Raw genomic sequence first — 24,111 nt, 5'->3', positions numbered from 1 at the left:
CCCGTCTGGCGGTCTGGCCAGACGAAAGACGGTCTTCTCGCGGGAGCGCGCGAAGGGGCCGGTGCTGGTGCTGGACTCAGGAAACGCTCTCTTCAAATCACCCGCTCCCGGAGGCATGGCTCGGGAGAAGGAGCGGGCCGTGCTGTTGCTGGAGCAGATGGATGCCCTGGGCACCGCGGCCATGGCCGTGGGCGCGCGCGATCTCACCCTGGGGGCCGGCTTCCTCTCCCAGACGGTGAAGGGCAGGACGCTCAAGCTGCTGTCCGCCAACCTCGTGGACGCGGAGGGCAAGCCCCTGTTCGCCGCCTCCACCGTGGTGACGGTGGGGGGGGTGAAGTTCGGCGTGGTGGGCGTGTCTCCCTCGGGTCCGGTCTCCACGGCCAAGGGGGTCAAGGGCCTGCCTCCGGCCAAGGCGGCCCTCTCCGAGGCGCGTCGGCTGCGCGAGAAGGAGAAGGTGGACGTGGTGGTGGTGCTCGCGGCGCTTCCCCAGGCCGAGTTCCAACCCCTGTCGGTCCAGGTGGGCACCCAGGTGGACTTCCTCCTCCAGTCCCACGAGGGCCGGGCATTCCTGCCCCAGCGCAACGACTTCGCCGTGATACTCGGGGGGGGAGAACGAGGCCGGCAGGTCGCCCGGCTGGAGCTCTCCGTGGAGGGGAAGAGCCCCTTCCAGGATCTCTCGTCCGCCGAGCGAGCCCAGCAGGGCGTCAAGCTCGTCGAGGAGAACCTCCAGCAGGCCCGGCGCAGCCTCGCGGCCTCCAAGGATGAGACCGTTCGGGCCTCGTGGCTCGAGACGATCACCAGCCTGGAGAAGCGCGTCCAAGAGCTCACCCTCGAGGCGAAGCTGGTCGGGAAGGCGGGCGAGCGCACCTTCCGCTTCTCCTACCTCCAGCTGGGGAGTGATGTGGTGGATGATCCGGAACTGAAGCGGCGCGTGGAGCGAATCGAGCCGCCCGGGTCCGCATCTCATTAGAAGGGACAGGGCCCGGTCACGGGCCTTGTGCCCCGCCCGGCGCGCCGTTATAAGCGCCGGCCTACCTCGAAAACGCCAGACCTCCCACCTTGGGGTGGGGGCAAGGCGCAGGGAGTTTCACATGAAGCCCGATCTGCACCCGGTTTACGCCCCGTCTCGCATCACCTGTGCGTGTGGCAACGTCGTCGAGACGCGGTCCTCGCGTGGCTCGTTCGCGGTGGAAGTCTGCTCGAACTGCCACCCCTTCTTCACCGGCAAGTACAAGCTGCTCGACACCGCGGGCCGCGTGGAGAAGTTCCGCAAGAAGTACGCCGCCAAGCCCGCCGCCGGCGAGGGCGCCGCGGAGGGTGCTGCCCCCGCCGCCGCTCCCGCGGCTCCCGCCAAGAAGGGCGGCAAGAAGGCCGAGGCCTGATCGTCTCGCCCTGTCGTTGAGTCACCGCCGAGCACGGCGCCGGAAGTCCTCCCCGAGGGCTTCCCGCCGTGCTCGCGGCGTTTTGAGGGACAGTGCTCAGAACAGCTTGTCGAGCGAGGCGGCCTGCTGGTCCCGAAGTGCCGGCAGGGCCACGTTCATCAAATCGCCCAGCCCGCCGCCCAGTCCGCCCAGCCCGCCGCCCCGCCCAATATTCGACGGTAGCGAGATCCCGTTGCGCCGCTCGTCGTTGCCTTCGTAGTTGGCGGAGAAGACGCGATCCGCGAAGTCCTCGCGCAGCATCCGCTCCTCCGTGCCCCACGGATTGGTGAAGTGGATGTACTTCTTCCCATTCTCCTCCGAAGTCCCCGTGACGAGCACCTCGTGGTACGAGTGCTGCTTTCCTTCCTCCTCGAAGCGCATGCCCGTCAGCACGTTGTTGCCGCGCTTGAGCTCGGAGTCGATGACGCTCAGTGCCTTGTCCTTGTCGTTGTCGCCGAAACTCTCGTGACGCATGTTCTTGCCGTGGATCGCGTCGTTGAGCTTGTCGAGATTATCGGTGGTCGCGCCGGCTCCCTCGCCCGTCTTGTCATTGTAGTCACCGTCCCCATTGGAGAACTCCATGAGGGTGGGGGCCAGGATGCGCTGGTTGATGGAGCGGCCGGAGCCGTCATCCTTGATGGACGCCTCCTTCTCGCGCTCGAGCGTCGTCTTGCCGTCGGCCAGCTCCACCTTGCCCTCGTTGCTGGCCAGGCCCTTGGAGATGCGCGCGTACTCGGCCGGGTTCTTGTCCGCCAGGTCGATGCTCAGCGCGGTGGGCGCACACGTGCCCTTGCTCCCCTGATTGATGGAGCTGGGCGTCGCCATTTCCCGGACCAGGGTGCCCGTGAAGTCGCCCCGGTTGATGCCCTTGGCGAGGTTCTTCCCGCTGGCCGCATCCGCCAGGTGGTCGAGCGTGGTGCCCTCGCCCTTGAGGTCCTTTTCGCCGGGCAGCTTGCCCTGGAAGAGCATCTTCTGGAGCGCCAGCTGTTCCGAGCCCTTGTCGTGGTACTCGCCGATGGCGTCCTTCACTTCCTTGTACTTCTTGCGGTCGCCCTCCGAGAGCTTCGCCAGCTCCTCTTTCTCCAGCTTCTCGTTGGCCTTCACCTGCGCGGACGCGATCCCCTCTTCCTTTTTGCCGGTGGCTTTTCCATCCGTCCCGTCATTGAGGACCGTCCAATCGTCGTCCCGCTTCTCACCTGAAGAGGGGTTGAGGATCTCATCCGCCCGGAGCAGCGCCTCTTCCTTGTTCTTGGGCTCCTTCCCCGGCTTGGGAGCACCCGGGGCGGGTGCGGTGGCTTCGAACGTCGAGGTCGCCTCGTAGCCTGGCTTCTGCTTGGCCTCGGGCTTCGTCGGCGTGGAGGTCTCGGGCGAGGGGCCCCCCTGCTTGGCAACGATCGTGTTGGGCTCGGTCTCCTTGGGCGGGGGCGGGGTGTAGACCGGGGCGTTGCGAACTTTGCTGAGGGAGGTCATGGCGGAGCCTGTCTTGGGGCCGCTCTCCTGGTTGGGAGGAGGAGAGGTATTGAGAGGGACAGAAACCTTGTACCAGGACTTATCTTGGAATACATCCCCTCACTGTTGGTTTCATGTGCTCTTGGCGTTTGAGAATTCAAGTTAGGGATTGTTTTTGAATTCTCACACCAGGATGGACGCATGTCCCCAGGACCTGAGAACGCCGTCGCTGGCATCGCCGGGGCCACCCTCTGCCTGCATGTGGCTGGGCATGGGACGGCGTCGGGTTTCCATGTGCTCTTGGTTCGTGAGAATTCAAGATCGGGATTGTCCTTGAATTCTCACCTCATGAAGGGCCCCCCGGTCTTTCTTCTCGTCTACTTGGGCTCGTCGGCCACCGGGCCGGTGACGCCGGGGGCCACCCACTGCATCTGGTTGAGCTCCTCCTTCGTCAGCGTCTTGCCCGCGGGCACGCGCGTGGCTCCGTGGCGATCCTGGATCGGGCCGGTGAAGGGATCGAAGCCGGGCTTGCTCGAGGACATGTCCTTGAGCAGCTCCTGCACCCGGTCATACACGGACACCTGCTTGCCGCCGACCGTCATCTGCGCCTTCTTCAGCGCGTCCACGAACTTGGGATTGATGGGCACTCCCGGCTGGCCGCCCATCTCCACCGCGCCCTCGCGCAGCAGCCACCAGTAGTCCACGTCCTGGAGCTTGCCCGGCGCGTACGTGCCGTCGCGCACCTTGCTCAGGAAGTCGATGTAGATCTTCTCCCAATGCACCAGCTGTCCGGACACCACGTAGTCCGGCGCGAAGCGCTGCATGGACGAGTAATGCCCGAAGGCCGGCACCTTCTTGCGCCCCGCCACCTGCACCACCGTGGCCGTGTCCTCGGTGAAGGCCAGCACGTCATTGCCCTCGGCCATCAGCGCCTCGGCCGCCTCGCGCGCCTTCACCGGGCTCACCCAGGCGCTGATCCACTTCACGTTCACCGTGGCCTGGGGATTCACCGCGCGCACGCCCAGCGCGAACGCGGAGATGTGACGCTTGAGCTCGGGGATGGGGAAGGCGCCCACGTAGCCCACCTTGCCGGACTTCGTCAGCGCTCCCGCCATCAGGCCGTTGAGGTAGTAGATTTGATAGAAGTCGGCCATGTAGGTGGCCATGTTGGGCGCCCGCTTGAAGCCCGTGGCGTGCGCGAACACCACCTTCGGGTACTTCCTGGCCGCCTCGAGCGTCTGATCCATGAAGCCGAAGCTGGTGGTGAGCACCACCTGGCAGCCGCCCTTCACCAGCCGATCGATGACGGGCAGCGCCTGTCCCTCGGGCACGGACTCCACGTACTGGGTCTCCAACCACGGCAGCGCCTTCATCGTCAGCTTGCGTGCCTCGTCGTGCGCGTGGCTCCAGCCAATGTCTCCCACGGGCCCCACGTAGATGAAGCAGGCCTTGAGCTTCGCCTCGTCCGCTCGCGCCGAGCCCGCCAGCCCCAATGCCAGCAATACCAGCCACATCACAGGTGACTTCATCCGTATGCTCCTTGTCTGATTACCGCTCGCCTCGATGATAGGGTTTGCCCAACGACGCTGGCGCCGAGCCCTGGGTGCGCCGCAGCCCCGCGAGCGCCAGCACCCCCACCACGAGCAGGTAGGGCATGGCCGCGAAGAGCTCGGTGGGCACCCGGCTCTGGTCCTGGAGCCGGAATTGCAGATAGTAGAGCAGTCCGAAGAAGACCGAGCCGAGCACCGCGCGCGGTGGGCTCCACCCCACGAAGATGACCAGCGCCACGGCGATCCACCCCAGGCCCGCCGTCATGCCATCCGTCCACGCGGGGCGGTAGGCCAGCGACAGGAACGCGCCGGCCAGTCCCGCCAGCGCTCCACCCACGGCCACCGCCAGGTAGCGCACCCCCGCCACGCTCACGCCCAGCACGTCCGCCGCCGCCGGGTTCTCTCCCACCGAGCGCAGCACCAGCCCCGGCCGCGTGGCGTACAGGAAGGCCCAGAGGCCCACGGCCAGCACTCCCGCCGCCACGGTGAAGGGCAGCTCGGGCGCGGGCTCCATGAGGATGGCGCCCTCGTAGCGGTTGCCCAGCAACCCCGACACGCCCAGCCCCAGCATCGTCAGCGCCAGCCCGGACACGTACGCGTTGGCGCGCAGCGTGAGCGTCACGAACCCATGCAGCAGCGCCGCCAGCGCTCCGGCCACCAGGGACAGCGCCACCGCGAGCCCCAGCGACTCCGTCTCCGTCGCCACGCCGAAGGCCGTCAGGGCCCCCAGCGCCATCATCCCCTCCACCCCCAGGTTCACCACGCCCGCCCGCTCGTTGACGAGCGCGCCCAGACACGCCAGCAGCAGCGGCGTGCCAAAGGAGAGCGCCCGGAGCAGCGCCTGGAGCATTTCGTCGATCATCGTCCCCACCTCACGCGGTAGCGCGCCAGGGCCTCGCCGGAAATGAGGCAGAACAACAACACTCCACTGAAGACGTCGATGACCCGGAAGGGCATGTTGAAGCTGATCTTGAGCAGATCCCCTCCCGCGAGGATGACGCCCATGAGAGGCGCGGTGAGCAGCACCAGCGCCGGGTGACCCCGGGCCAGCCACGCCACGATGATGGCGGTGAAGCCGTAGCCGAGCGAGAGCTGGGTGGGATCCAACAGCCGGTGATGGATGCCGGCCACCTCGCCCACGCCCGCCAGCCCCGCGGCTCCGCCCGACAGCAGGCCGGTGAGCAGCACCACCCGCCCCGTGGGCAGGCCCGCGTAGCGCGCCGCCCGGGGGCTCGCCCCCACCACGCGCAGCGCGTAGCCGAGCGACGTCCGCGTGAGCAGCACCTGCAAGGCCACCGCGAGCACCGCCCCGAGCACTCCGGTGGGCCAGTGCACCAACGTGTCCCCCAGCACCGGCAGCGAGGCCGCGTCCGGGAACGCGTCGGTATAGGTGTAGCCCTGCACCTGCTCCCCCCGCCACGGGCCACTGACGAGGTAGAGCACGAAGGCGCTGGCCACCGCGTTCAACATCAACGTGGTGAGGATCTCGTTCACGTCCACGCGCGAGCGCAGCCACGCGGCGGGCAGGGCCCACAGCCCTCCAGCCACCGCGCCCGCGAGGAACATGAGGGGCAGGCTCGGCGCCCCCGGCGGCAGGAAGAGCGCGACAGCCGCGCCCCCCACCGCGCCCATCAGGAGCTGTCCCTCCGCGCCGATGTTGAAGAACCCCACGCGGAAGGCCAGGGTGAGCCCGCTCCCGATGAGCAACAGGGGGAGGGTGCGGCGCAGGACCTCCGCCAGCCCCTGGCGCTCGCCCAGCGTGCCCTCCAGCAGCGCGCGGTAGACCTCCCACGGGCTCACGCCATAGGCCGCGAAGACGCCTCCAGTCAGCGCGAACGCGAGCACACCCATGCCCAGGTACACCCCGAGCGCCTTCACCCGGCGAGGCCGGGGCTCCTGTTCCAGGCGGATCACGCCGCGCCCTCCGTCGCCTGCGTCATCATCCGCCCGAGCCGCTCCACGTCCACCTCGCCCGCGGGCCAGGGCCCCCGCAGCTCGCCCTGGTAGAGCGAGGCCACGCGATGCGAGAGCGTGAACAGCTCCTCGAGATCCTCCGTCACCAGCAGCACGGACATGCCTTCCTGGGCCCGCTCGATGAGCAGCCGGTGCACCCGCTCGGTGGCCCCGATGTCCACTCCGTAGGTGGGATGGACCGCGATGAGCAGCCGGGGCGAGCCCGCCAGCTCCCGGGCGAGCACCGCGCGTTGGATGTTGCCACCGGACAGCAGGCGCAGCGGGGTGCGCGGGCTCGGCGTGGCGATGCCATACGTCTGGATGATGCCGAGCGCCTCGCGTTCCATGCGCGCCCGGTCCAGCCAGGGCCCGCGTCGCAGTGCCGTGTTCCACGTGCGCAGGGCGAGGTTCTCCGCCACGCTCAGCGAGGGCACGGTCCCGGCGGCGCGCTCCTCGGGGACATGGGCCACGCCCTGGGCGAACAGCTCGGCCGGTGACGTCGCCCGCAGGAGCTGCCCCTCGAAGCGTACCTGCCCCTGGTAGGGCCGCAGGCCCGTGAGCGCCTCCACGAGCTCGCGCTGGCCGCTGCCCGCGACTCCCGCGATGCCGAGAATCTCCCCAGGTGCCAGCGAGAAGTGGATGTTCTTCACCGCCCGCGTCCCGCGATCCGAGAGCACCTCCAGGCCCTGGACCTCCAGCCGCACGCCCGGGCGAGGAGGCGCGAGCTGGGGCCGGGGCACCGCCTCGCGACCCAGCATCAGCTTCACCAACTGCTCCCGTGTCGTCTCCCGCGCGGAGGCCTCGCCCACCTTGCGGCCCGCGCGCAGCACGGTGATGCGATCCGAGTGCGCGAGCACCTCATCCAGCTTGTGGCTGATGAAGAGGATGCCCACGCCCCGGGTCTTGAGCTGGGCGAGCTGCTGGAAGAGCGGCTCCACCTCCTGGGGGGTGAGCACGCTGGTGGGCTCGTCCAGGATGAGGACGCGGACGCCTCGCAGCAGCGCGCGGAGGATCTCCAGCCGCTGCTTCTCCCCGGCGGAGAGGTTTTCCACCCGGGTGTCGAGGTCCATCGGGAGGGGCTGGCCGGCGAGCCGCTCGCGCAGGGTGGCCCGCAGCCGGCGCCGGGTCATCAACCAGCCGCCGCGCAGGCCGAGCGCGAGGTTCTCCGCCACGGTGTGGCGCTCCACGAGCAGGGGATGTTGCGGCACCAGGGCGATGCCCCGCCGCAACGCCTGGGCGGGAGAGCCCATGCGCACGAGGCGCCCGTCGATGAGGATCTCTCCCGAGTCCGGTGCATCCAGCCCGTAGAGGATGTTCATCAACGTCGTCTTTCCCGCGCCGTTCTCGCCCAGCAGGGCATGGACCTCGCCCGCGTGGAGGTCGAGGCTGACGTGGTCGTTGGCGACGACGCCGGGAAAGCTTCGGGTGATGTTCGACAACCGGAGGAGCGGGGGGGACGTCTCCATGCGGGCCGCGAGCTTGCCACAGGGCACGGGCGCGCGGATCGGGTTCACGCGCGAGCACGTCGAATGCGATCCGAGGGACTCAACATTCCCAGGGATCGAGACAGGGCTCACGCTCTGTCTTCGTGCGGGGCGGCATACTGCGCGACACGGCACTGGACGAGAGGCCGTTTCCGGGGGAGCCGTTGTCCCCTTGGGCTGGGGGGAGCGCATGTCCGCTGAGCGAGGACGGAAGTGGGTGGCCCTGTTGCTGGGGCTCGTTGTCGTGGCCACGGGTTGCGCGACGGTATCCACGACATCTGGCGGTGCGTTGCTGGACCACGGCCCGGGTGCCGCGTCGGGCCCGATGCCTCGACTGAACCGCGGCAGGGGTGACAAAGGTGTGACCGGAATCGAAGTAATTTATACCTCGCCATTGTAGGAGAATATTCATGTCCAAGAAGTTTCAAAGGATTGATTCGTACTATGCAGGTGCTTATTGGGGGCCGCGAAAGGAGTCACCGGAGGATTGTGCCCGGCGAGCAGAAGTCTTCCTATCTGCCATGGCGAATGTTGACCCATCCTTCTCTCGCTGGTTTGAACAGGGCAGGTCCCGAAAGGACGCACTATCTCGTCCCGTCGAATCTACCCGAGAGTCACTCGAAAAACTGATCCGCCGAGGAAGGGATCGGCAATTCGAGGAACTCGGTTACTCTGTCTGGGCATGGAACGGCGTGTGTGCCGACTACGAGGATAGCGGCTTCAATTTTTTATGCGGCGCCTACTCGGAAGCCGTGAGCAACGTTTGTGTATGTAACCTGCCAAGCCGTGGGCCGAATTCGGAGCGGGTTCTGAGCGTGCCAGTTCTCACTGGCCTCGTGCGGAGCATGGTTCTGGCTTGGGATCCAGAGCGCGCCATCGCCTCGTCAACGATGTTCCGTGACAAGATCACCTCCACGGGGGACGCGGGGACCTTCGTGGGCTGGATCATGTATTTCTCTCGCGGCCGGGGCACGGTGCCTCCGCTGCCCGCTCCCGTTCGCATCGAGCCGGTGGAGGACAAAGGCATGCTCGTCATCCTCACGCCCGACTCGGCCTCGGTTTCCAACCCCGAACACGTCGAACTCGCTCAGCGCGTCCAGGGGCTGCTGGACAGAGCGGGCCTTCTGAAGCCCATCGTCACTCCGTGACGCATCCCCGCCGCGCTCACCCCGGGCGGGCCACCTGGAGTTCCTGGCGTGAAGCCCAGGCGCGCAGGTCCTTGCGTTGAAGCGCCGCGGCCATGAGTTCCGGGAAGAGGTCCGGCGTGCACGCGAAGGTGGGGATGCCCAGCGCCGCGAAGTGCGCCGCGTGGTGCGGGTCATGCGAGGGCGTGCCCTGATCACTCAACGCGAGCAGGCACACGACCGTCACGCCGCTCTGGACGAGCGCGGCGGCCCGCTGGAGCATCCGCTGCGCGTTGCCTCCCTCGTACAGGTCCGTGACGAGCACGAGGATGGTCTGCGCCGGGCGGGTGATGATCTGCTGGCAGTACCCGAGCGCCTGGTCGATGTCCGTGCCCCCTCCGAGCTGGGTGCCGAACAGCAGGTCCACCGGGTCCGACAACTGCTCGCTCAGGTCCACCACCGCCGTGTCGAAGAGCACCATCTTCGTGGACACCGCCCGCAGGGACGCGAGCACCGCGCCGAAGATGCTCGAGTAGACGACCGACGCCGCCATGGAGCCACTCTGGTCGATGCACAGCACCACGTCCCGCAGGCTCGAGCGCTTGCGCCCGTGGCCCACCAGCTTCTCCACCACCATACTCTTGCGCTCGGGCAGATAGTTGCCCAGGTTGGCCCGCAGCGTCCGGTCCCAGTCGATCTCCGCGGCCCTCGGCCGGCGCGTGCGCGAGGCCCGTGACAGCGCTCCCCGCACCGCCCGCTCGGTGGGGGCCCGCAGCCGCCGCTCCAGCTCGTCCACCACCTTGCGCACCACCCGGCGCGCTGTCTCCTTCGTCTTCTGGGGGATGACCTTGCGCAAGGACAAGAGCGTGGCCACGAGCTGCACGTCCGGCTCCACCGCCGCCAGCATCTCCGGCTGGAGCAACATCTCTGTCAGCCCGAGCCGCGCCATCGCATCCCCCTGCATGACGCGCACCACGGGCGCGGGGAAGTACTCGCGGATGTCCCCGAGCCAGCGCGCCACCTGCGGCGAGGACGCGCCGAGTCCCGCCTTGCGCTCGGAGTCGTACAGCGCCTCGAGGGTTTTATCCATGCTCCGCTCGGTCTCCCCGAGCGACACCCCCAGCGATTCCTGCGCCGGCTGCCCCAACACCAGCCGCCAACGCTCCAGCCGCTCTTCATCCGAGGTTTTCATCGAGCCTCACTCCCAAGATGAGCGACAGCACGGGCAGCACCTGAGCCACGCGCTCGGGATCCAGATCGTCTCCAGCCCTCGTGCCCCGGGCCGCTCCCGGCGCCATGGAGGGCCGCCGGATGCGCTCCGCCATGGCGCGCCGCTCGGCCGCTCCGAAGCGCGAGAACGCACGCCGTACCAGGGGAAGCTGCTCGACGAAGGTCTCCCGCGTGAGGCCGGAGAGCCAGCCGTCGAGCGCCGCCCACAACTCGTCGCGGTGCAGCAGCAGCAGCGCGCTCCCGGTGACGAGCCCCTCCAGCCACGCGGCCGCCTCGGCGGGGGGCACCGCCGGTGACAGTGCCTTCCGGGCGAGTGGGCCCAGCACGGCGTCCTCCACGTGGCCCATCTCCACTCGCAGCCGCAGCGCCGCTCCGCGCAGCAGTCCGTGCACCGCGTCCCGCTGCACGAGCCCCTCCAAGGCCTGGGACCACTCCTCCAGACGCGCCTTGTCCTCCAGCAGCACCAACGCGGCGTGCAGGGCGCTCAACTGGCCATGGCGCTCGCGCGCGGCGTCTTCGTCCAACGCGACGCACGCCCCGGGCAACCCGATGAAGATGCGCTCGAGCAGCCCGTGGATGATGGCGAGGATGGGCTCGGTGGGCGTCTCCCGGACGCTGCCGTAGCGCACCGTGCGCACCAGGGGAGGGAAGGCCTCCATCAGCTTCGGCACGTCCGCCGAGCGCGTGGAGAGCTCCTGCACATGGCCCAGCACGGTGTCGATGGACGCGGACAGCTCCGCGAGGAGGCTCGCCTCGAGCAGGGCCGTCAGCGTGTCCAGCTCCTTGGCCTCGGCGGCACGGGTCTTCACCCGGCCCGTGGCCGCCGACTCCACCGTGTTGCCGAAGAGGCTCGCCTCCACGACGCGCACGGCCAGCTCGGGCTCCCACTTCACGCGCCAGTTCTCGCGGAAGGTGCCCTTCGCGTTGCGCGTGTCGTCCTCGGGCGTGCCCCAGGGAATGTCGAGCAGCCGCAGCCGGTGCAAGAGCCGGCTCCGGCCCCGGTCGAGCTCCTTGCGCAGGTCCAACTCCAGGAGCTTGCTCTCGGACGTGGGCGGCAGGCGCAGCGACTTCTGCAGCGCGGCCAGGTCCCTCGCGAGCGGCACCGCGGGCACGTCGGAGGGCACCTCGCCCAGGCCCGTGCCCACCTCCAACCGGTCGTGCACGAGCGTCAGCGGGGTCGCGTCCCCCTCGCACAGCACGCTGAGCGCGGCGTCGCGCAGCTCTCCCAACCCCACCGCGCTCCGCCCCCGCAGCGCCGCGAGCGCCTCGGCCAGCCGCACTGTCTCGATGACGCTCGCGGACGATGCGTCCAATCCCTCGCCGCGCAGGAGTTGCGCGATGCGTGCCGCCCAGGTGCTCACCGGCCGCTCGGGGGTGAGCCACAGGTGCGCGTACCACCCGGGGGAGTCCACGCCCGCGCCGTACCCGCTGCGCCAGCCGAGCCGGTCATACGTCCAGGGAATCCACGTGGCCGCCACCTTCGTCTTCGGCAGGCCCTTGAGCAACGCGTCGTCCTCGCGCGCGGGCCGTGCCTGGACGAGCGCCGGGGCATGCCACGCGCCACACACGACGGCGATCCGCTGGAAGCCCTCCTTCCGCGCCTGGCGGATGCAGCGCCGCATGTGCGCCTCGCGCAGGGCCTCGCGCGCGGGAATGTCGCCCCCCACCTCGCGCACGGCCGTCATCGCCTCCAGCACCGCCTCGAAGACACCCCGCGCGTCCTGGCGCTGCTCGATGAGCTGCTCCCACCACGCCTCGCCCTCCTCGTGGCCGGCCGCTCGCGCGAGTCCCCCGAGCGCATCCTCCCGGGGCGGCTCCGCCTTCTCCTGGGCCAGGGCCTCGGGCACGAGCTGGTGCGCCTGGGGCAGGTCGATGAAGCGCACCGGCAGCGAGCGCCCCAGGGCGTACTGGACGGCCTGCCACTCCGGAGAGAAGACGGCGAACGGGTAGAAGACGGCGTGCGCGGGCGTGTCGAGCGCGTAGACGAGCAGCGCCACCGGCGGCTTCATCCCCGCCTGGGCCGCGAGCGGCAGGAGTTCGTCCGCGTCGGGAGGGCCCTCGATGAGCACCACGTCGGGTTGGAGCGCTTCCAGCGCGGAGCGCACGCCGCGCGCGCTGCCGGGCCCATGGTGCCGCACGCCGAGCACATGAACGGCCGCGCCCGGCTCCGCGCTCACAGGACCTCCATGCAGGCGCGGTAGAGGTCCTTCCACCCCTCACGCTCCTTCACCACCGTCTTGAGGTACTCCAGCCACACCACCCGGTCCTGCACCGGATCCTTCACGATGGCGCCCGTGAGGCCCGCGGCCAGGTCCGGCGCCCGGAGCACACCGTCCCCGTAGTAGCCCGCCATGGCCAGGCCCCCGTTCATCACGGAGATGACCTCGGCCGTGGACAGCGCGCCCGAGGGCGTCTTGAGCTTCATCGTCCCATCCAGCGTCGCGCCTCCACGCAGCTCGCGGAAGAGGGTGACCACCCGGCGGATCTCCTCCAGCGCGGGCTTCTCCGCGGGCAGCGCCAGGGTGCGTCCCATCTCGGCCACGCGCTTCTCGACGATCTCCACCTCCTGCTCCAGCGAGTCGGGGGTGGGTAGCACCACCGTGTTGAAGCGGCGCAGCAGGGCGCTCGACAGCTCGTTCACGCCCCGGTCTCGGTTGTTCGCCGTGGCGATGACGTTGAAGCCCGCGCGGGCCTGCACCTCGCTGGACAGCTCCGGAATGGGGAGCGTCTTCTCGCTGAGCAGGGTGATGAGGGCGTCCTGCACCTCGCCCGGCATGCGCGTCAGCTCCTCGATGCGGGCGAGCCTCCCCTCGCGCATGGCGCGCATGATGGGGCTCGGGACCATGGCCTTCTCCGAGGGGCCCTCCGCGAGCAGCCGCGCGTAGTTCCAGCCATAGCGCAGGGCCGCTTCGTCCGTGCCCGCCGTGCCCTGCACGAGCAGCGTCGAGTCCCCACAGATGGCGGCGGCCAGGTGCTCGCTCAGCCAGGACTTGGCGGTGCCGGGCACGCCGTAGAGCAGCAGGGCCCGGTCGGTGGCGAGCGTCGCCACGGCGATCTCCACCAGCCGCGCGTTGCCGATGTACTTGGCGCTCACCCGGAAGCCGTCGGGCAGCGTGCCTCCGAGCAGGTAGAGGCGCACGGCCCAGGGCGAGAGCGTCCAGCCCTGGGGCTTGGGCCGGTCGTCCGCCCGGGCGAGCGCGGCCAGTTCCTCGGCGTATTGCTGCTCGGCGTGCTGACGGAGAAGGGCGGTGGCGGTCACGGTTTCAGCTCCTCGTGAAGGGTCCGGCAGAGCGAGACGCTCGTCTGGAAGCGGTGGAGTTCCCGCTGCCAGTAGGACAGGGGGGCGGGCAGGTCGATGGGCTCGGCGGCGGCGGCGAGACACGCCGCGGGCAGGATGAGCGCGGAGCGGGAGAGGACTCCGAGCAACGCCAGCGCCCGGGGCGTCGCGTCGTGCTGCTGACGAAGGGCCGAGAGCCAGGCCCGGGCGAGCTCCTCCGGCCAGGGCGCGGGCGTCAGGGCGAGGGCGCGTTCCAGCGGGGGCAGGGCCTGGGCTCCGCGGAACACGCGCAGGGTGTGCCCGGCTCGCTCCGGGGGAGGCAGGGCCTCGAACAGCGTGGACGCCAGGTTCTCCGCGCGCTCGGGCGGGAGCACCTTGGGATTCTGACGGGCCCAGAAGTCGAACAGGGCGGAGGCCCAGGCCGGCGAGGCACCCAGGTGCATCGCGTGGGCCCAGCCCACCGAGACTCCAATGCCATCCTCGCTCCGCCCGGCGGCGGCGACGAGCTGCTCCGGCGTGGCGCCGAACGCGTTCTCCCAGGTGGACAGGGGCAGGGCCGACAGGAGCCGCTGGAGCCAGTGCTCGCTCTGGCCGATGCCGGCGGGCGGCTTGTCCAGACCATCGCGCTCGGCCTCGGCGTCCCACTTCGCGGGGAAGCGGACGCGGATCGTCCCGGGCGCTTCCCAGTGCAGCACCGCCCGGGCCCGCTCCTCCATGCGTCGCGCGAAGGCGGACGTGGGCAGCCGGGAGAGCAGCTCCCTCGCCACCTCGCGCACCCCGGCCGCGCGATCCTTGCGGCCCAGCTCCAACAGGGCCTCGTCCTCCGGGGAGAGTCCCTGCTTCAGGCTGGAGAGGAAGCGGACGCGGTGATCGCTCTTCTCCTGGGCGAAGGTGCCCTGGAGCCAGGCACGGGCGCGGGCCGGCTCCGTGAGCCGGGTCTGCTCGAGCATCGTGCGCCGCTCCTCGAAGGTCCCCTCCGCCCACACGCGCTCGGCCTCTTCGGGGGAGGTGCCAGTGCCGGTCCGCGCGGAGCGCCATTCGGGGTGGAGACGGGCGAGCCACTGGCCCCGCTCGCCCAGCACCGGAACGATCGCCTCGCGCATCGGTCCCTTGAATCCGAGCAGGCGGGGCAGCAGCTCCGGGGGAAGGCGGCGGCGCACGTGGGCCATCCGCTCGAGGATCGCCCGCAGCATCTCGGCGTCCGCGGCGGCCATGACCTCCACCAGGAGGGCGCTCACGCGGGGAGGACAGACTTCCAGGGTGTCGGGCGGTGCCGCTTCCCCGGGCGGGCCGAGCTGGGACAGGCGGCCACCCGCGGCCCGCGCCACGCCCCGCGCTCCGGCCGCGAGCAGCACCCGCTTCTCCACGGACAGGGCGCTCAGGGCACGCGCCGTCTGGCCCTCCACGCCTCCCAGGGAGTCGGGCTCGGGCGCGTGGGCGGTGCCCAGGAACGCGAGGCGCGTCAATGCATCCAGATCGTTCACCGCGCGCCTCCCAGGGCGTACAGCGTTCCGTCCACGAGCACGCTCAGCGGACGCAGCCGTTCCCCATCCCATTCGCCGAACACGTCCACCGGGTGGCCGCCCGAGAGCGCCAGCAGCTTCCACCGGTCACACGGGCCGAGTCGGAGCGCCGCGCCCGTGGCGTCTCGCAGCCACATGCGCTCCTCGTTCTCCAGCACGGGGACGACGCCGCCCAGCATCGCCGCCATGCGCTCCTGGAAGGGTTGCCGGGCCAGCTCCTCGGCGAAGCGCCGCTGGAGCGCGTCGAGCGAGAGCGAGGGCAGGGCGCCCGTCCAGGGCCGGAGATCTCCCCGTCGTTCCAGGACCTTCGCCCGCTGGGGCGCCGCGCTCGGCCAGTACACGAGTTCCGCGTCGAAGGCGGTGCCCGGAATGAGCTTCTCGGAGAACTGCCCGGAGGCCCCGACCGCGAACTGGAGGACGCGGGCCGTCCGGCCCTGGGTGGTGCCGAGCAGCCACGTGCGTTGCTCGCGCACGTGCGCCGAGTCGTCCAGCTCCTGGCTGACGACGGCCCAGGTGTCCTGGAGTCGCTCGCCGCGGGCGAGCACGTCCTCGTCGCGCAGCGGGGCACCTACCCGCGCCTGGACATCCGCCGCGAGGGGCTCGGGAAGCTGCTCCAGCTTGCGCCAGGCCTCGACGACGAGGGCGATCCGCCCGAGCCGCTCCACGAGGCGCCGGGGCTCGGGACGCCCCTCCAGCTCTCCCGCGAGCAGACGCAGTTGCGCCGCGAGGCCCGGGCTCTCCGCGTCCACCAGCCGCGCCGCCTGTTCATGCACGGGCGCCGCCGTGTCGAGCCGGGCCAGTCCCCCGCGCACGAGATCCTCCATCCACAGCCCCAGGGCCTCCAGGCCCCGGGCCATGCGCTCCTGGCGCTCGGAGGCGCGCTTCGCCCGTGCCTTCGTGTCCACGGGGGCGGCGCCTTCCGCCGCGGGCGCCGCCTTCTTCGTCGCCTTGCGCTCGGCGGCCGCGGAGCGTTTGGCGAGCCACTCCTCCACCCAGGGGGGCGTCGCGGCCTGGGGCAGGCGTTCCGCGGCGAGCAGCAGCAGCAACCCGATGCAGTGCTTGCAGGGAATCTTGCGGCTGGGGCACGTGCACGACGGGGTGAGATCCGACAGATCGATGCGCACCTGGTACAGCGCGCTGCCCTGGCACTCGCCCCAGGCGGCGCGCTCGCCGTGGCCCAGGAGCTTCCACTCCCGCTCCCGCGCGAGCTTCTGGCCAGAGGCGGCCACGGAGGAGTCGGGCGCGAGCGCGAGGGCCTGTTCGGAGGTGAGGGGCGGAGCCATGGTCGTTGGAGTCGGAGAGCATAGCGGCTCGGGCCGGGCGAAGTGGAGCCGTCAATTTTTTGGACGCGCTTCGGGTGCTACAGGATCGATCAGACAAAAACAGGCTGGGAATTAGACGTAGCCGATTGTTGCGGCACATTGCCCTCCGTTCACCGACCCCCCTGACGGAGGCGAGATGTCCGCCGAAGCCGCAGCTCCTGTCCTGAAGCTTGTTCAGCCCACCCTGCGCGAGAGCCTCTACGCCAAGAGCGATGCGTACCGGCTCTACCAGGGGGACAGCCTCGCGTTGCTCGAGCAGTTCGAGCCGGGCACCTTCGACATGGTGTTCGCGGACCCGCCCTACTTCCTGTCCAACGGCGGCTTCACCTGCAAGAACGGCAAGCGCGCCGCGGTGAACAAGGGCGGCTGGGACGTGTCGCGCGGGGTGGAGGAGGACCACGCCTTCACCACCGCGTGGCTCAAGGCCTGCCAGCGCGTGCTCAAGCCCACGGGCAGCATCTGGGTGAGCGGCACCCAGCACGTCATCTTCTCGGTGGGCTTCGCGATGCAGAAGCTCGGCTACAAGCTGCTCAACACCGTCACCTGGTACAAGCCCAACGCGAGCCCCAACCTCGCCTGCCGCTACTTCACCCACTCCTCCGAGCTGCTCATCTGGGCGTCGCCCAAGCCGGCCGCCAAGCTCCAGCACACCTTCAACTATTCGAAGATGAAGGCGGACAACGGCGGCAAGCAGATGCGCGACGTGTGGGCGCTGCCGCGCTCGGGCGAGGAGGAGTTGAACGCCGACGAGTCCGGCCGCGTGTGGACGATGACGGCGCCGCGCAAGGAGGAGAAGGCGCACGGCAGCCACCCCACGCAGAAGCCGGTGTCGCTGCTCGAGCGCGTCATCGAGGCGAGCACCCCCGAGGACGCGCTGGTGTTGGATCCCTTCAACGGCAGTGGCACCACGGGCGTGGCGGCGCTCAAGCTGGGCCGGCGCTACGTGGGCATCGACATGGACGAGAAGTACCTGTCGCTGTCCAAGAAGCGCCTGACCGAGGCCGAGCGCGCCACGCGCTGAGCCCTCACTTCGTGACGAGCGGGAGGGACTCTCCCTCCGGCGCGTGCTTCATCGCCACCGAGTTCATGCAGTAGCGCAGCCCCGTGGGCGGAGGGCCATCCGGGAAGACGTGTCCCAGGTGCCCATCACACCGGCCGCATCTCACCTCGGTGCGCACCATCCCGTAGGACACGTCGCGATACTCCGTCACCGCGTCGGGCTTGAGCGGTTGGGTGAAGGAGGGCCAGCCCGTCCCGGACTCGAACTTCTCGCCCGACTGGAACAGCGGGTTGCCACAACCGGCGCAGACATACGTGCCGGGATCCTTCGTGCCCAGGAAACAGCCGCTTCCCGGCCGCTCGGTGCCGTGCTGGCGCAGCACCTGGTACTCCTGGGGGGTCAGGCGCTTCTTCCACTCCTCGTCGCTCAGGCTCAGTTTGTCACTCATGCGGGAATCCTGCTGTCCGGCCCTCCCGGGAGCAAGCCCATCGCATGCCCCCGGGCGTGGGTTCTCCCGGGCGGCCCCGTGTTCTGTTGGCTCCTCTCCAGGCGGCTGGAGGCGCCCCGGGGCTCTACCCCTCCAGGACCTTCTGGATTTGAGGCAGGGCGTAGGGCTTGGGCAGGACCACCACCCCCTGCAGGCGCGCGTCCGCGCCGGTGAGCACCGAACTGCCGTGTCCCGAGGCGATGACGATCTTCATCCCGAGCTGGAGCCGGATGACTTCCCGGGCCAGCTCCACGCCCGACCTGCCCGGCAGTGACACATCGGTGAACAGCACGTCGAAGCGCTGGCGCTTGAGCACGCGGCTGGCCTCTTCCGCGCTGCCCACCGCCACCACCTCGTGCCCCAGCAGGCCCATCAGCTCGAGCGCCGACGTGCGGATGTCCTCGTCGTCCTCCACCAGCAGCACCCGCAGGGCCGCGGGCTCCTCCGGACGCGGTGGGGGTTCGGGCGCCCGGGGCTTCTCGGGGGCGGGTGGGGGCGGGCGGGGCGTCTCCTGTCGTGGCGGGCGCTGGTTGAGCAGTTGCCGGAGCTTGCGCGCCAGATCCTCCCGGCGGTGCGGCTTGCTCAACAGGTGGACGCCCGGGTCGAGCCGCCCTCCGTGCACGATGGCGTTCTCCGTGTAGCCCGAGGTGAAGAGCACCTCGATGTTCGGCTGCAGGGCCTTGGCCTGCCGGGCCAGGTCGGTGCTCCGCACCGGACCAGGCATCACCACGTCGGTGAACAGCAGATCCACCGGGAGGCCACTCTGGATGATGGCCAGTGCGCCCTGGCCATCCGCGGCCTTGAGCACGCGGTAGCCCAGGTCCGTGAGGATCTCCACCACCGTGGCGCGCACCTCGGCGTCGTCCTCGACGACGAGGATGGTCTCGGTGCCTCCCTCCACGGGCCCCTCGGGGAGTTCCTCGAGTGGCATCTCGGCCTGGAAGGCGCGGGGCAGGTAGATCTTCAGCGTCGTGCCATGGCCCACCTCGCTGTAGATCTTCACGTGGCCGCCGCTCTGCTTGACGAAGCCGTACACCATGCTCAGGCCCAGCCCCGTGCCGCGGCCCTCGGGCTTGGTGGTGAAGAACGGCTCGAAGGCGCGCTCGATGACCTCGGGGGGCATGCCGCCTCCAGTGTCGGAGACGGCCAGCAGCACGTACGGTCCGGGCTTCACGTCCGGGTGCATCCGCGCGTAGCGCTCGTCGAGCCGGGCGTTGCTCACCTCGATGGTCAGCTTGCCCGACTTCTCCATGGCGTCCCGGGCGTTGATGGCCAGGTTGAGCAGGACGTTCTCGAGCTGGTTGGGATCGACGGCCGTGTTCCACAGCCCTCCCGAGATGATGGTCTCCACCTCCACGTCCTCTCCCAGGGCGCGGCGCAGCAGATCATCCATGCCGCGCACCAGCCGGCCCAGGTGGAGCACCACGGGGGTGAGCGGTTGCCGACGGGCGAAGGCGAGCAGTTGCGAGGCGAGCCGAGCCCCCCGTTCCACCGAGTGGATGGCGGTGCGCACGCGGCGCATCCCCCGCTCGTTGCCCACCAGGTCGCGCTGCAGCAATTGGAGGTTGCCCCCGATGACCTGCAGCAGGTTGTTGAAGTCATGGGCCACGCCACCGGTGAGCTTGCCCACCGCCTCCATCTTCTGGGACTGGCGCAGCTGCTCCTCTGTCTGCCGTTGGTCCGTGATGTCTCGCGCGGTGGAGTAGGTGATCCCCTCTTGCGCCATGGGGACCGCCTTCCAGGACAACAGCCGGTAGGTGCCGTCCTTGTGCCGAAGGCGGTTCTCGAAGCGCATGACGGGCTGGCCCTCGGACAGGTTGCGCCGTTCCGCCTGGGTCTTCTCCAGATCCTCGGGGTGCTCCAACCAGGCGGACGTCTTGCCCAACAGCTCCTCCGGCGTCCAGCCCATGAGGGTGGTCCACGCCGGGTTGACGCGCAGGAACCTGCCCTCGGCGTCGGACACCACCAGCAGATCCTGCGACACGGTCCAGACCCGGTCGCGCTCGCGCGTGCGCTCCTCGACGCGCTGCTCCAGCGTCTCGTTGGCCCGCCGCAGTTGCGCCACGGCCCGCACGCGCTCGCTCGCCGTCCGGACGCGATCGGCCACGTCCCGCAGGAAGTCGATGTCGTCCTGGCTCCACTGGCGCACCTGATCGTCGTGAAGGTAGAGGAGCGCGACGAGGCGGCCCTGCTCCAGCAAGGGCACGTTGAGCAGTGCCCGGATGCCGAGCACCCGCAGGTTGTCGGCGCCAGAACTCGTTCGCTCGTCCTGCTCGATGTCGGGGATGGCGACGGTTTCGCCCCGTTTGAGCGTCTCGATGTAGACGCCATAGTCGGCGAAGCGGTGCAGGCCTGTGACGCTGAGGGTGTCGGGACGGGAGACCCAGTCCCGCTCGATCTCCACATACTGCTGCGAGGCGTCGATCGTGCCGTACCCCGCGCGCAGGATGTCCAGCAGCCGCCCGACCCGCTCCATGGCGGTGCCCGCGATATCGGCTGTGTCGGTCAGGTCGCGCAGCCTGTCGCCGATCTCGATGACGGCCGCCTGGCGCAGCTCCGCCTGTTTGCGCTCGTCGATGTCCATCAGCAGGCCGGGAAAGCGCAGCGGCTGGCCGTCGGCGCCGAGCTCGCAGTGGCCGTTGGCTTCAATCCAGAAGTAGGGCCCCCCCTGGGTGCGGCGGACCCGGTACTCGCAGCGGTAGGGCCCACCCGTGCGCAGCGTGAGGATCGTCTGCTCCGCGACGCGGGCGCGATCCTCGGGGTGGACGAACGTCCCGTACTCCTCGATCGGCAACCCCCGCGCGGCCTGCTCCGGCGCGAGCTCGAAGGTGCGCGCGAACCGCTCGTCACCCGTGAGCAGACCGGCCGGGATGTTCCACACCCACGTGCCGAGCACCGAGCCCGCGTTGAGCGCGAGCTGGAGCCGCTCGTTGGTTTCACGCAACCTGTCCTCGGCGGCCCGGCGCTCCGTCACGTCCTGCACCACACCGAGCAGCCGCAGGGGATGGCCCTTCTCGTCCCGGATCATCTCGCTGCGCCGGGCAATCCACCGCACCTGTCCCGAGCGGGCGTGACGGATCCGGTACTCGGCCTGGGCGCTCACGCGGCCGTGAGTGCGGAACTCCACCGTCGAGGCGTGGTGGAGATCCTCGGGGAGGAGGGTCGCCTCGATGGCCGTGGCGGGGGGATGCTCCATCGGCTCGATGCCATACAGACGGCAGAACTCCGGCGTCACGGTCAACACGCCGGTGGCCAGCTCCACCGTGAACACGCCAATGCCCCCGATTTCCTGCGCGAAGCGCAGATGCCGCTCCCGCTCCCGCAGGCGCTCCTCGGCCTCGCGGCGGGCGGTGATGTCCTGGGTGACGCAGATGGCGAACTTCGGGCGGCCCCGCTCATCCCGGGCGAGCGTGACGTGGTTGTTGACCCACACCACGGAGCCGTCGGGCCGCACGTTGCGCTTGTCCACGGTGTAGGGCTCGCCCGTCTCCAACAGCTTCCGCCACTGGGCGGCATGCGCGTCGCGATCGTCCGGATGCGTCAGGATTTGTTGGGAGTGGCCAATCACGTCCTCGAGCGCACGCCCGACGATGTCGCAGAAGCGCTGGTTGGCCATGACCAGCGTGCCGTCGAGGGCCCGCTGGGTGATGCCCACGCTCGCCTGGTTGACGAGCATGTTCAGCCGCTCCCGATCGTCGTCGCGCCGTGCCTCGCCCGTCTCCGGGGAGCCCTCCTGGTGGGGGATTCCAGGGGCCGTGGGGGCTTCGTCTTCGAGCTTCAACGAGGGATCCTGACCAGGGGTAGGCTGACTCAGAGTCATAGGGACGGGTGGACTCGCGCGGGGGCGCTTCGCAGACGACAGTTGATGCTGGGATCGGCCGCGTCACGCAACGACAAGCCCCTTTCGCGCTCCTCCCCGACCTGGCGTCCGGGCTCGGAGCGGATGCCACATGGCTCGCCCAGGGAGGGGGACCATAGCACGGATTAACGTGCGCTCCCCGCCAGTTCCTCCGCTCACCACCGGACACTCACAGGGGGATCGAGCCACGTCCCTGGTTGGCGGCCTGCTCGCGGGTGCGCACCATGGACCCTACCCGTTGGTGGGGTGGCGAGGGGGTCGGTGATGGTGCGCAAGGGATGGAAGCTCGCGGGAGCATTGACGGCGTTGCTGTTGAGCACGGGCGTGGCCCAGGCGCGGGAACTCGCGGGGGTGCGGGTGCCCGAAGAAGTCACGCTGCAGGGCAAGCAGCTGTCGCTGGCCCACGTGGAATTGCAGCAGATGTTCTTCTTCAAGGTCTACGTCTGGTCGCTCTACTTCGAGCAGCCGCCGCGGGCGAAGGCCGAGGCCATCTCCTCCAACTGCATCAAGCGCCTGCAACTGCGCTTCCTGCGCCATGTCACCCGGGAGCAGCTCGTGGATGCCTTCCGCGATGGCCTGGCCCGGAATGCCGCGCTGCGCCACTCACCCCTGAGTGACGACCTGGATCGGCTGCTCGGCTCGCTGCGGGACGTGCCCAAGGGTGGCGAGCTCACGCTCACCTATGTTCCGGGAGGCGGACTGCAAGTAGAGGGCGAGGCCACCCACGGTGTCTACATCGGGGGCAAGCCGTTCGCGGACGCGCTCTTCGTGTCCTGGCTGGAGAACCACCCCATCTTCGCGAACTGAGGCAGGGCGCGCTCGCACCGCTCAGTTCCCCGAGCACCGGTGGGCCCAGGAAGTTCATCCAGTGGATGCCATTGATGCGAGTGCCCAGGTTCCAGGACAGGTGCCCGACCTCGGTCCTATCCATTCCAGGAGAGCCCCTCGTGTCCGGGAGAAAGGTGCCCAGTTCCAAGGCCAACTCATGCACACGGCCTGGGCCGTGCTCTTCCATGAACTCCGTCCCATGGCTAATGGACGCTCGGTGAAGCGTCATTCTCAAGAGTGGTCTCCACGAGTTCCTTGCTCTGCCCCTCCCGCGCACGCACGGTCCGGGGCAGGCACAGACGGAAGGTGCTGCCCAGGCCCGGCTCGCTCTCCAGTTCCAGCGTCCCGCCCTGTGCCACCGCGGCACGGAACGCGATGCTCAAGCCGAGCCCGACGCCACCGGGTTGTCCGGGCATCACGGGTCGGAAAAGCTCCCGTTGGCGCTCGGGGCTGATGCCGGGGCCGGAGTCCTCCACCTTGAACACCACCTTGTCTTCTTGCTCCTCCAGCGTGACGCGCACGAAGCCCTTTTGGGTGTACTTGATGGCGTTCTGGATGAGGTTGCCAAGAGCGTCCACCAACAGGTCCTGGTCCACCTGCATGCGCGCGGACCGGTTGGCGGAGATGTCGAGCCGCAAGCCCTTTTGGCTGGCATCGTACTCGTAATCCGCGACGAGCTGTTCGATGACCTGCGCCGGGGCGAGGACCTCCGGGTGGACAGGCAGCTCGTCGGGTTTGAAGCGCTCCAGGCGGAGGATGCCGTCGACGAGCCGGTTCAGTCGGCCCACCGTGCGGCGTAGTCGCTCCACGGCCTGGGGGTCCGGCTCGCCCTGTGCACACTTCAACTGCTGGACATAAAGGCTCAGCGTGGAGACAGGCGTGCGCAACTGGTGCGCGATGCCCGCCACGTACTCCGAGCGCTCTCGGGTCACCCGCTCCGCCTGGTACCTCGAGAACCGGCGCGCCGACTCGGCGGCGAGTTCGAAGATGGCGATGGAGAAGAACGAGTATTCCAGGACGGACACCTGCTCGCCTCGCTCGTCAAGCCAGCTGCGGACCGCCTCGATGACGTAGGCGTACTCACGCACCACCTCCTCGATGGGCACCGCATCGCGCACGCGCTGCTCGGGGTCCAACCGTCGGTGCTGCTCCCACAACTTCCGGGGAGACACAGCGGCTCCTCCCTCGCGCAGCCTCTCGCCGATGGCCCGGAGTTGGAGGGGCAGGTGGTCTTTGATGGCGGCCTCCGTCATTTCCGGGAACGCGGGCCGCTCCTGCTGCCACCGCTCGTACCATCGTTGCACGAGTTCGTCGGTATGGTCGCAGAGCTGCTCTCCGAGTGAGGCCATTCCTCACCTTCCTCCAGTGGTGCCAGTTTCCAGAGGAAGATGGCCATTTCGACCGCGATTGCCCACGCCGCCCCGGTGCCCTATCGAATGGGGAGCAGCCGAGCGAGCCGCAACGCCTGTTGGCGACGCTCCACGCGCGGCAGCGACCCGCCTCCCTCGGTGAAGTGCACGTAGCCGCGCGCCGTGTAGCCGACTGCGGCGGGTTGCTTGTCATTCCATTGGCTTGGAATGCGGAGCAGGTGGCGCGGTTGTGGT

At 69.4% G+C, this 24,111-nt stretch carries 18 protein-coding genes and 2 pseudogenes; 5 read left to right on the top strand and 15 right to left on the bottom strand.

Annotation, left to right across the window (positions count from 1 at the left end):
• Positions 1–115: 115 nt before the first annotated feature.
• Positions 116–970, top strand: a complete 855-nt coding sequence (locus tag D187_RS13530) for a 5'-nucleotidase (RefSeq protein ID WP_245591704.1) — start codon at positions 116–118, stop codon at positions 968–970.
• Between the two features lie 121 nt (positions 971–1,091).
• Positions 1,092–1,382, top strand: coding sequence for a 50S ribosomal protein L31 (rpmE, locus tag D187_RS13525; RefSeq protein ID WP_002621258.1), 291 nt, complete (start codon positions 1,092–1,094; stop codon positions 1,380–1,382).
• 96 nt (positions 1,383–1,478) lie between these two features.
• Here rpmE and D187_RS13520 read toward each other — a convergent pair whose 3' ends face one another.
• From D187_RS13520 to D187_RS13500, 5 genes are all read right to left on the bottom strand, one after another.
• Positions 1,479–2,891: a hypothetical protein gene (locus tag D187_RS13520; RefSeq protein WP_002621256.1), complete on the bottom strand. Its 1,413-nt coding sequence runs from the start codon at positions 2,889–2,891 to the stop codon at positions 1,479–1,481.
• Between the two features lie 356 nt (positions 2,892–3,247).
• Positions 3,248–4,399, bottom strand: a complete 1,152-nt coding sequence (locus tag D187_RS13515; RefSeq protein ID WP_002621254.1) for a BMP family ABC transporter substrate-binding protein — start codon at positions 4,397–4,399, stop codon at positions 3,248–3,250.
• 19 nt (positions 4,400–4,418) lie between these two features.
• Entirely contained in the window at positions 4,419–5,282 is an 864-nt protein-coding gene (locus tag D187_RS13510) for an ABC transporter permease (protein ID WP_002621253.1), read from the bottom strand.
• Positions 5,279–6,334 (bottom strand): ABC transporter permease, encoded by a 1,056-nt coding sequence (locus D187_RS13505; RefSeq protein WP_002621251.1) that lies wholly within the window; start codon positions 6,332–6,334, stop codon positions 5,279–5,281. Before D187_RS13505 ends, D187_RS13510 begins: the two co-directional genes overlap by 4 nt.
• Positions 6,331–7,887 carry an ABC transporter ATP-binding protein gene (locus D187_RS13500; protein ID WP_002621249.1) on the bottom strand — a complete coding sequence of 519 codons (1,557 nt, stop codon included), beginning with the start codon at positions 7,885–7,887 and terminating at the stop codon, positions 6,331–6,333. The genes D187_RS13505 and D187_RS13500 overlap by 4 nt, the downstream gene beginning before the upstream one ends.
• 380 nt (positions 7,888–8,267) lie before the next feature.
• Here D187_RS13500 and D187_RS59205 point away from each other — a divergent pair, with 380 nt between their 5' ends.
• Positions 8,268–9,005: an immunity 52 family protein gene (locus D187_RS59205; protein ID WP_043429631.1), complete on the top strand. Its 738-nt coding sequence runs from the start codon at positions 8,268–8,270 to the stop codon at positions 9,003–9,005.
• 16 nt (positions 9,006–9,021) lie between these two features.
• On the opposite strand, the gene D187_RS13490 is transcribed toward D187_RS59205, so the two are convergent.
• From D187_RS13490 to D187_RS13470, 5 genes are read right to left on the bottom strand one after another with little or no spacing between them, the layout of a single operon-like run.
• The gene (locus D187_RS13490; protein WP_002621245.1) at positions 9,022–10,173 is read right to left on the bottom strand and encodes a VWA domain-containing protein; all 1,152 of its coding nucleotides are present in this window, start codon (positions 10,171–10,173) and stop codon (positions 9,022–9,024) included.
• The gene (locus tag D187_RS13485; protein ID WP_002621243.1) at positions 10,157–12,388 is read right to left on the bottom strand and encodes a DUF5682 family protein; all 2,232 of its coding nucleotides are present in this window, start codon (positions 12,386–12,388) and stop codon (positions 10,157–10,159) included. The genes D187_RS13490 and D187_RS13485 overlap by 17 nt, the downstream gene beginning before the upstream one ends.
• Complete coding sequence (locus D187_RS13480; protein ID WP_002621242.1) at positions 12,385–13,470, bottom strand: ATP-binding protein; 1,086 nt, start codon at positions 13,468–13,470, stop codon at positions 12,385–12,387. The genes D187_RS13485 and D187_RS13480 overlap by 4 nt, the downstream gene beginning before the upstream one ends.
• Complete coding sequence (locus D187_RS13475) at positions 13,467–14,972, bottom strand: DUF5691 domain-containing protein (protein WP_002621240.1); 1,506 nt, start codon at positions 14,970–14,972, stop codon at positions 13,467–13,469. Before D187_RS13475 ends, D187_RS13480 begins: the two co-directional genes overlap by 4 nt.
• A complete protein-coding gene (locus D187_RS13470) occupies positions 14,969–16,294 on the bottom strand; it encodes an SWIM zinc finger family protein (protein WP_002621238.1) in 1,326 nt (441 codons plus the stop codon). Before D187_RS13470 ends, D187_RS13475 begins: the two co-directional genes overlap by 4 nt.
• Before the next feature lie 175 nt (positions 16,295–16,469).
• Between D187_RS13470 and D187_RS13465 the strand changes: the two genes are divergently transcribed.
• Positions 16,470–17,354: a DNA-methyltransferase gene (locus D187_RS13465; protein WP_002621234.1), complete on the top strand. Its 885-nt coding sequence runs from the start codon at positions 16,470–16,472 to the stop codon at positions 17,352–17,354.
• Positions 17,355–17,358: 4 nt separating this feature from the next.
• On the opposite strand, the gene msrB is transcribed toward D187_RS13465, so the two are convergent.
• The 3 genes and pseudogenes from msrB to D187_RS58715 form a co-directional block, all read right to left on the bottom strand.
• Complete coding sequence (msrB, locus tag D187_RS13460; RefSeq protein WP_002621232.1) at positions 17,359–17,781, bottom strand: peptide-methionine (R)-S-oxide reductase MsrB; 423 nt, start codon at positions 17,779–17,781, stop codon at positions 17,359–17,361.
• Between the two features lie 124 nt (positions 17,782–17,905).
• Positions 17,906–21,145 (bottom strand): PAS domain-containing protein, encoded by a 3,240-nt coding sequence (locus D187_RS13455; RefSeq protein ID WP_281171779.1) that lies wholly within the window; start codon positions 21,143–21,145, stop codon positions 17,906–17,908.
• A 9-nt stretch (positions 21,146–21,154) separates the two neighbouring features.
• Positions 21,155–21,640: pseudogene (locus tag D187_RS58715) on the bottom strand (PAS domain-containing protein); the annotation flags it as partial.
• 303 nt (positions 21,641–21,943) lie between these two features.
• On the opposite strand from D187_RS58715, the gene D187_RS13450 reads away from it, so the two are divergent.
• Entirely contained in the window at positions 21,944–22,486 is a 543-nt protein-coding gene (locus D187_RS13450; protein ID WP_002621226.1) for a chalcone isomerase family protein, read from the top strand.
• A 19-nt stretch (positions 22,487–22,505) separates the two neighbouring features.
• Here the strand turns inward: D187_RS13450 and D187_RS59710 are convergent.
• Positions 22,506–22,610 (bottom strand): annotated as a pseudogene (locus D187_RS59710) (type VI immunity family protein); the annotation flags it as partial.
• Positions 22,611–22,710: 100 nt separating this feature from the next.
• Complete coding sequence (locus D187_RS13445; protein ID WP_002621225.1) at positions 22,711–23,856, bottom strand: sensor histidine kinase; 1,146 nt, start codon at positions 23,854–23,856, stop codon at positions 22,711–22,713.
• Positions 23,857–24,111 lie beyond the last annotated feature (255 nt).

The sequence above is a fragment of the Cystobacter fuscus DSM 2262 genome (assembly GCF_000335475.2).
GTDB classification, from domain to species: domain Bacteria; phylum Myxococcota; class Myxococcia; order Myxococcales; family Myxococcaceae; genus Cystobacter; species Cystobacter fuscus.
This window is presented reverse-complemented; position numbering and strand designations above follow the sequence as displayed.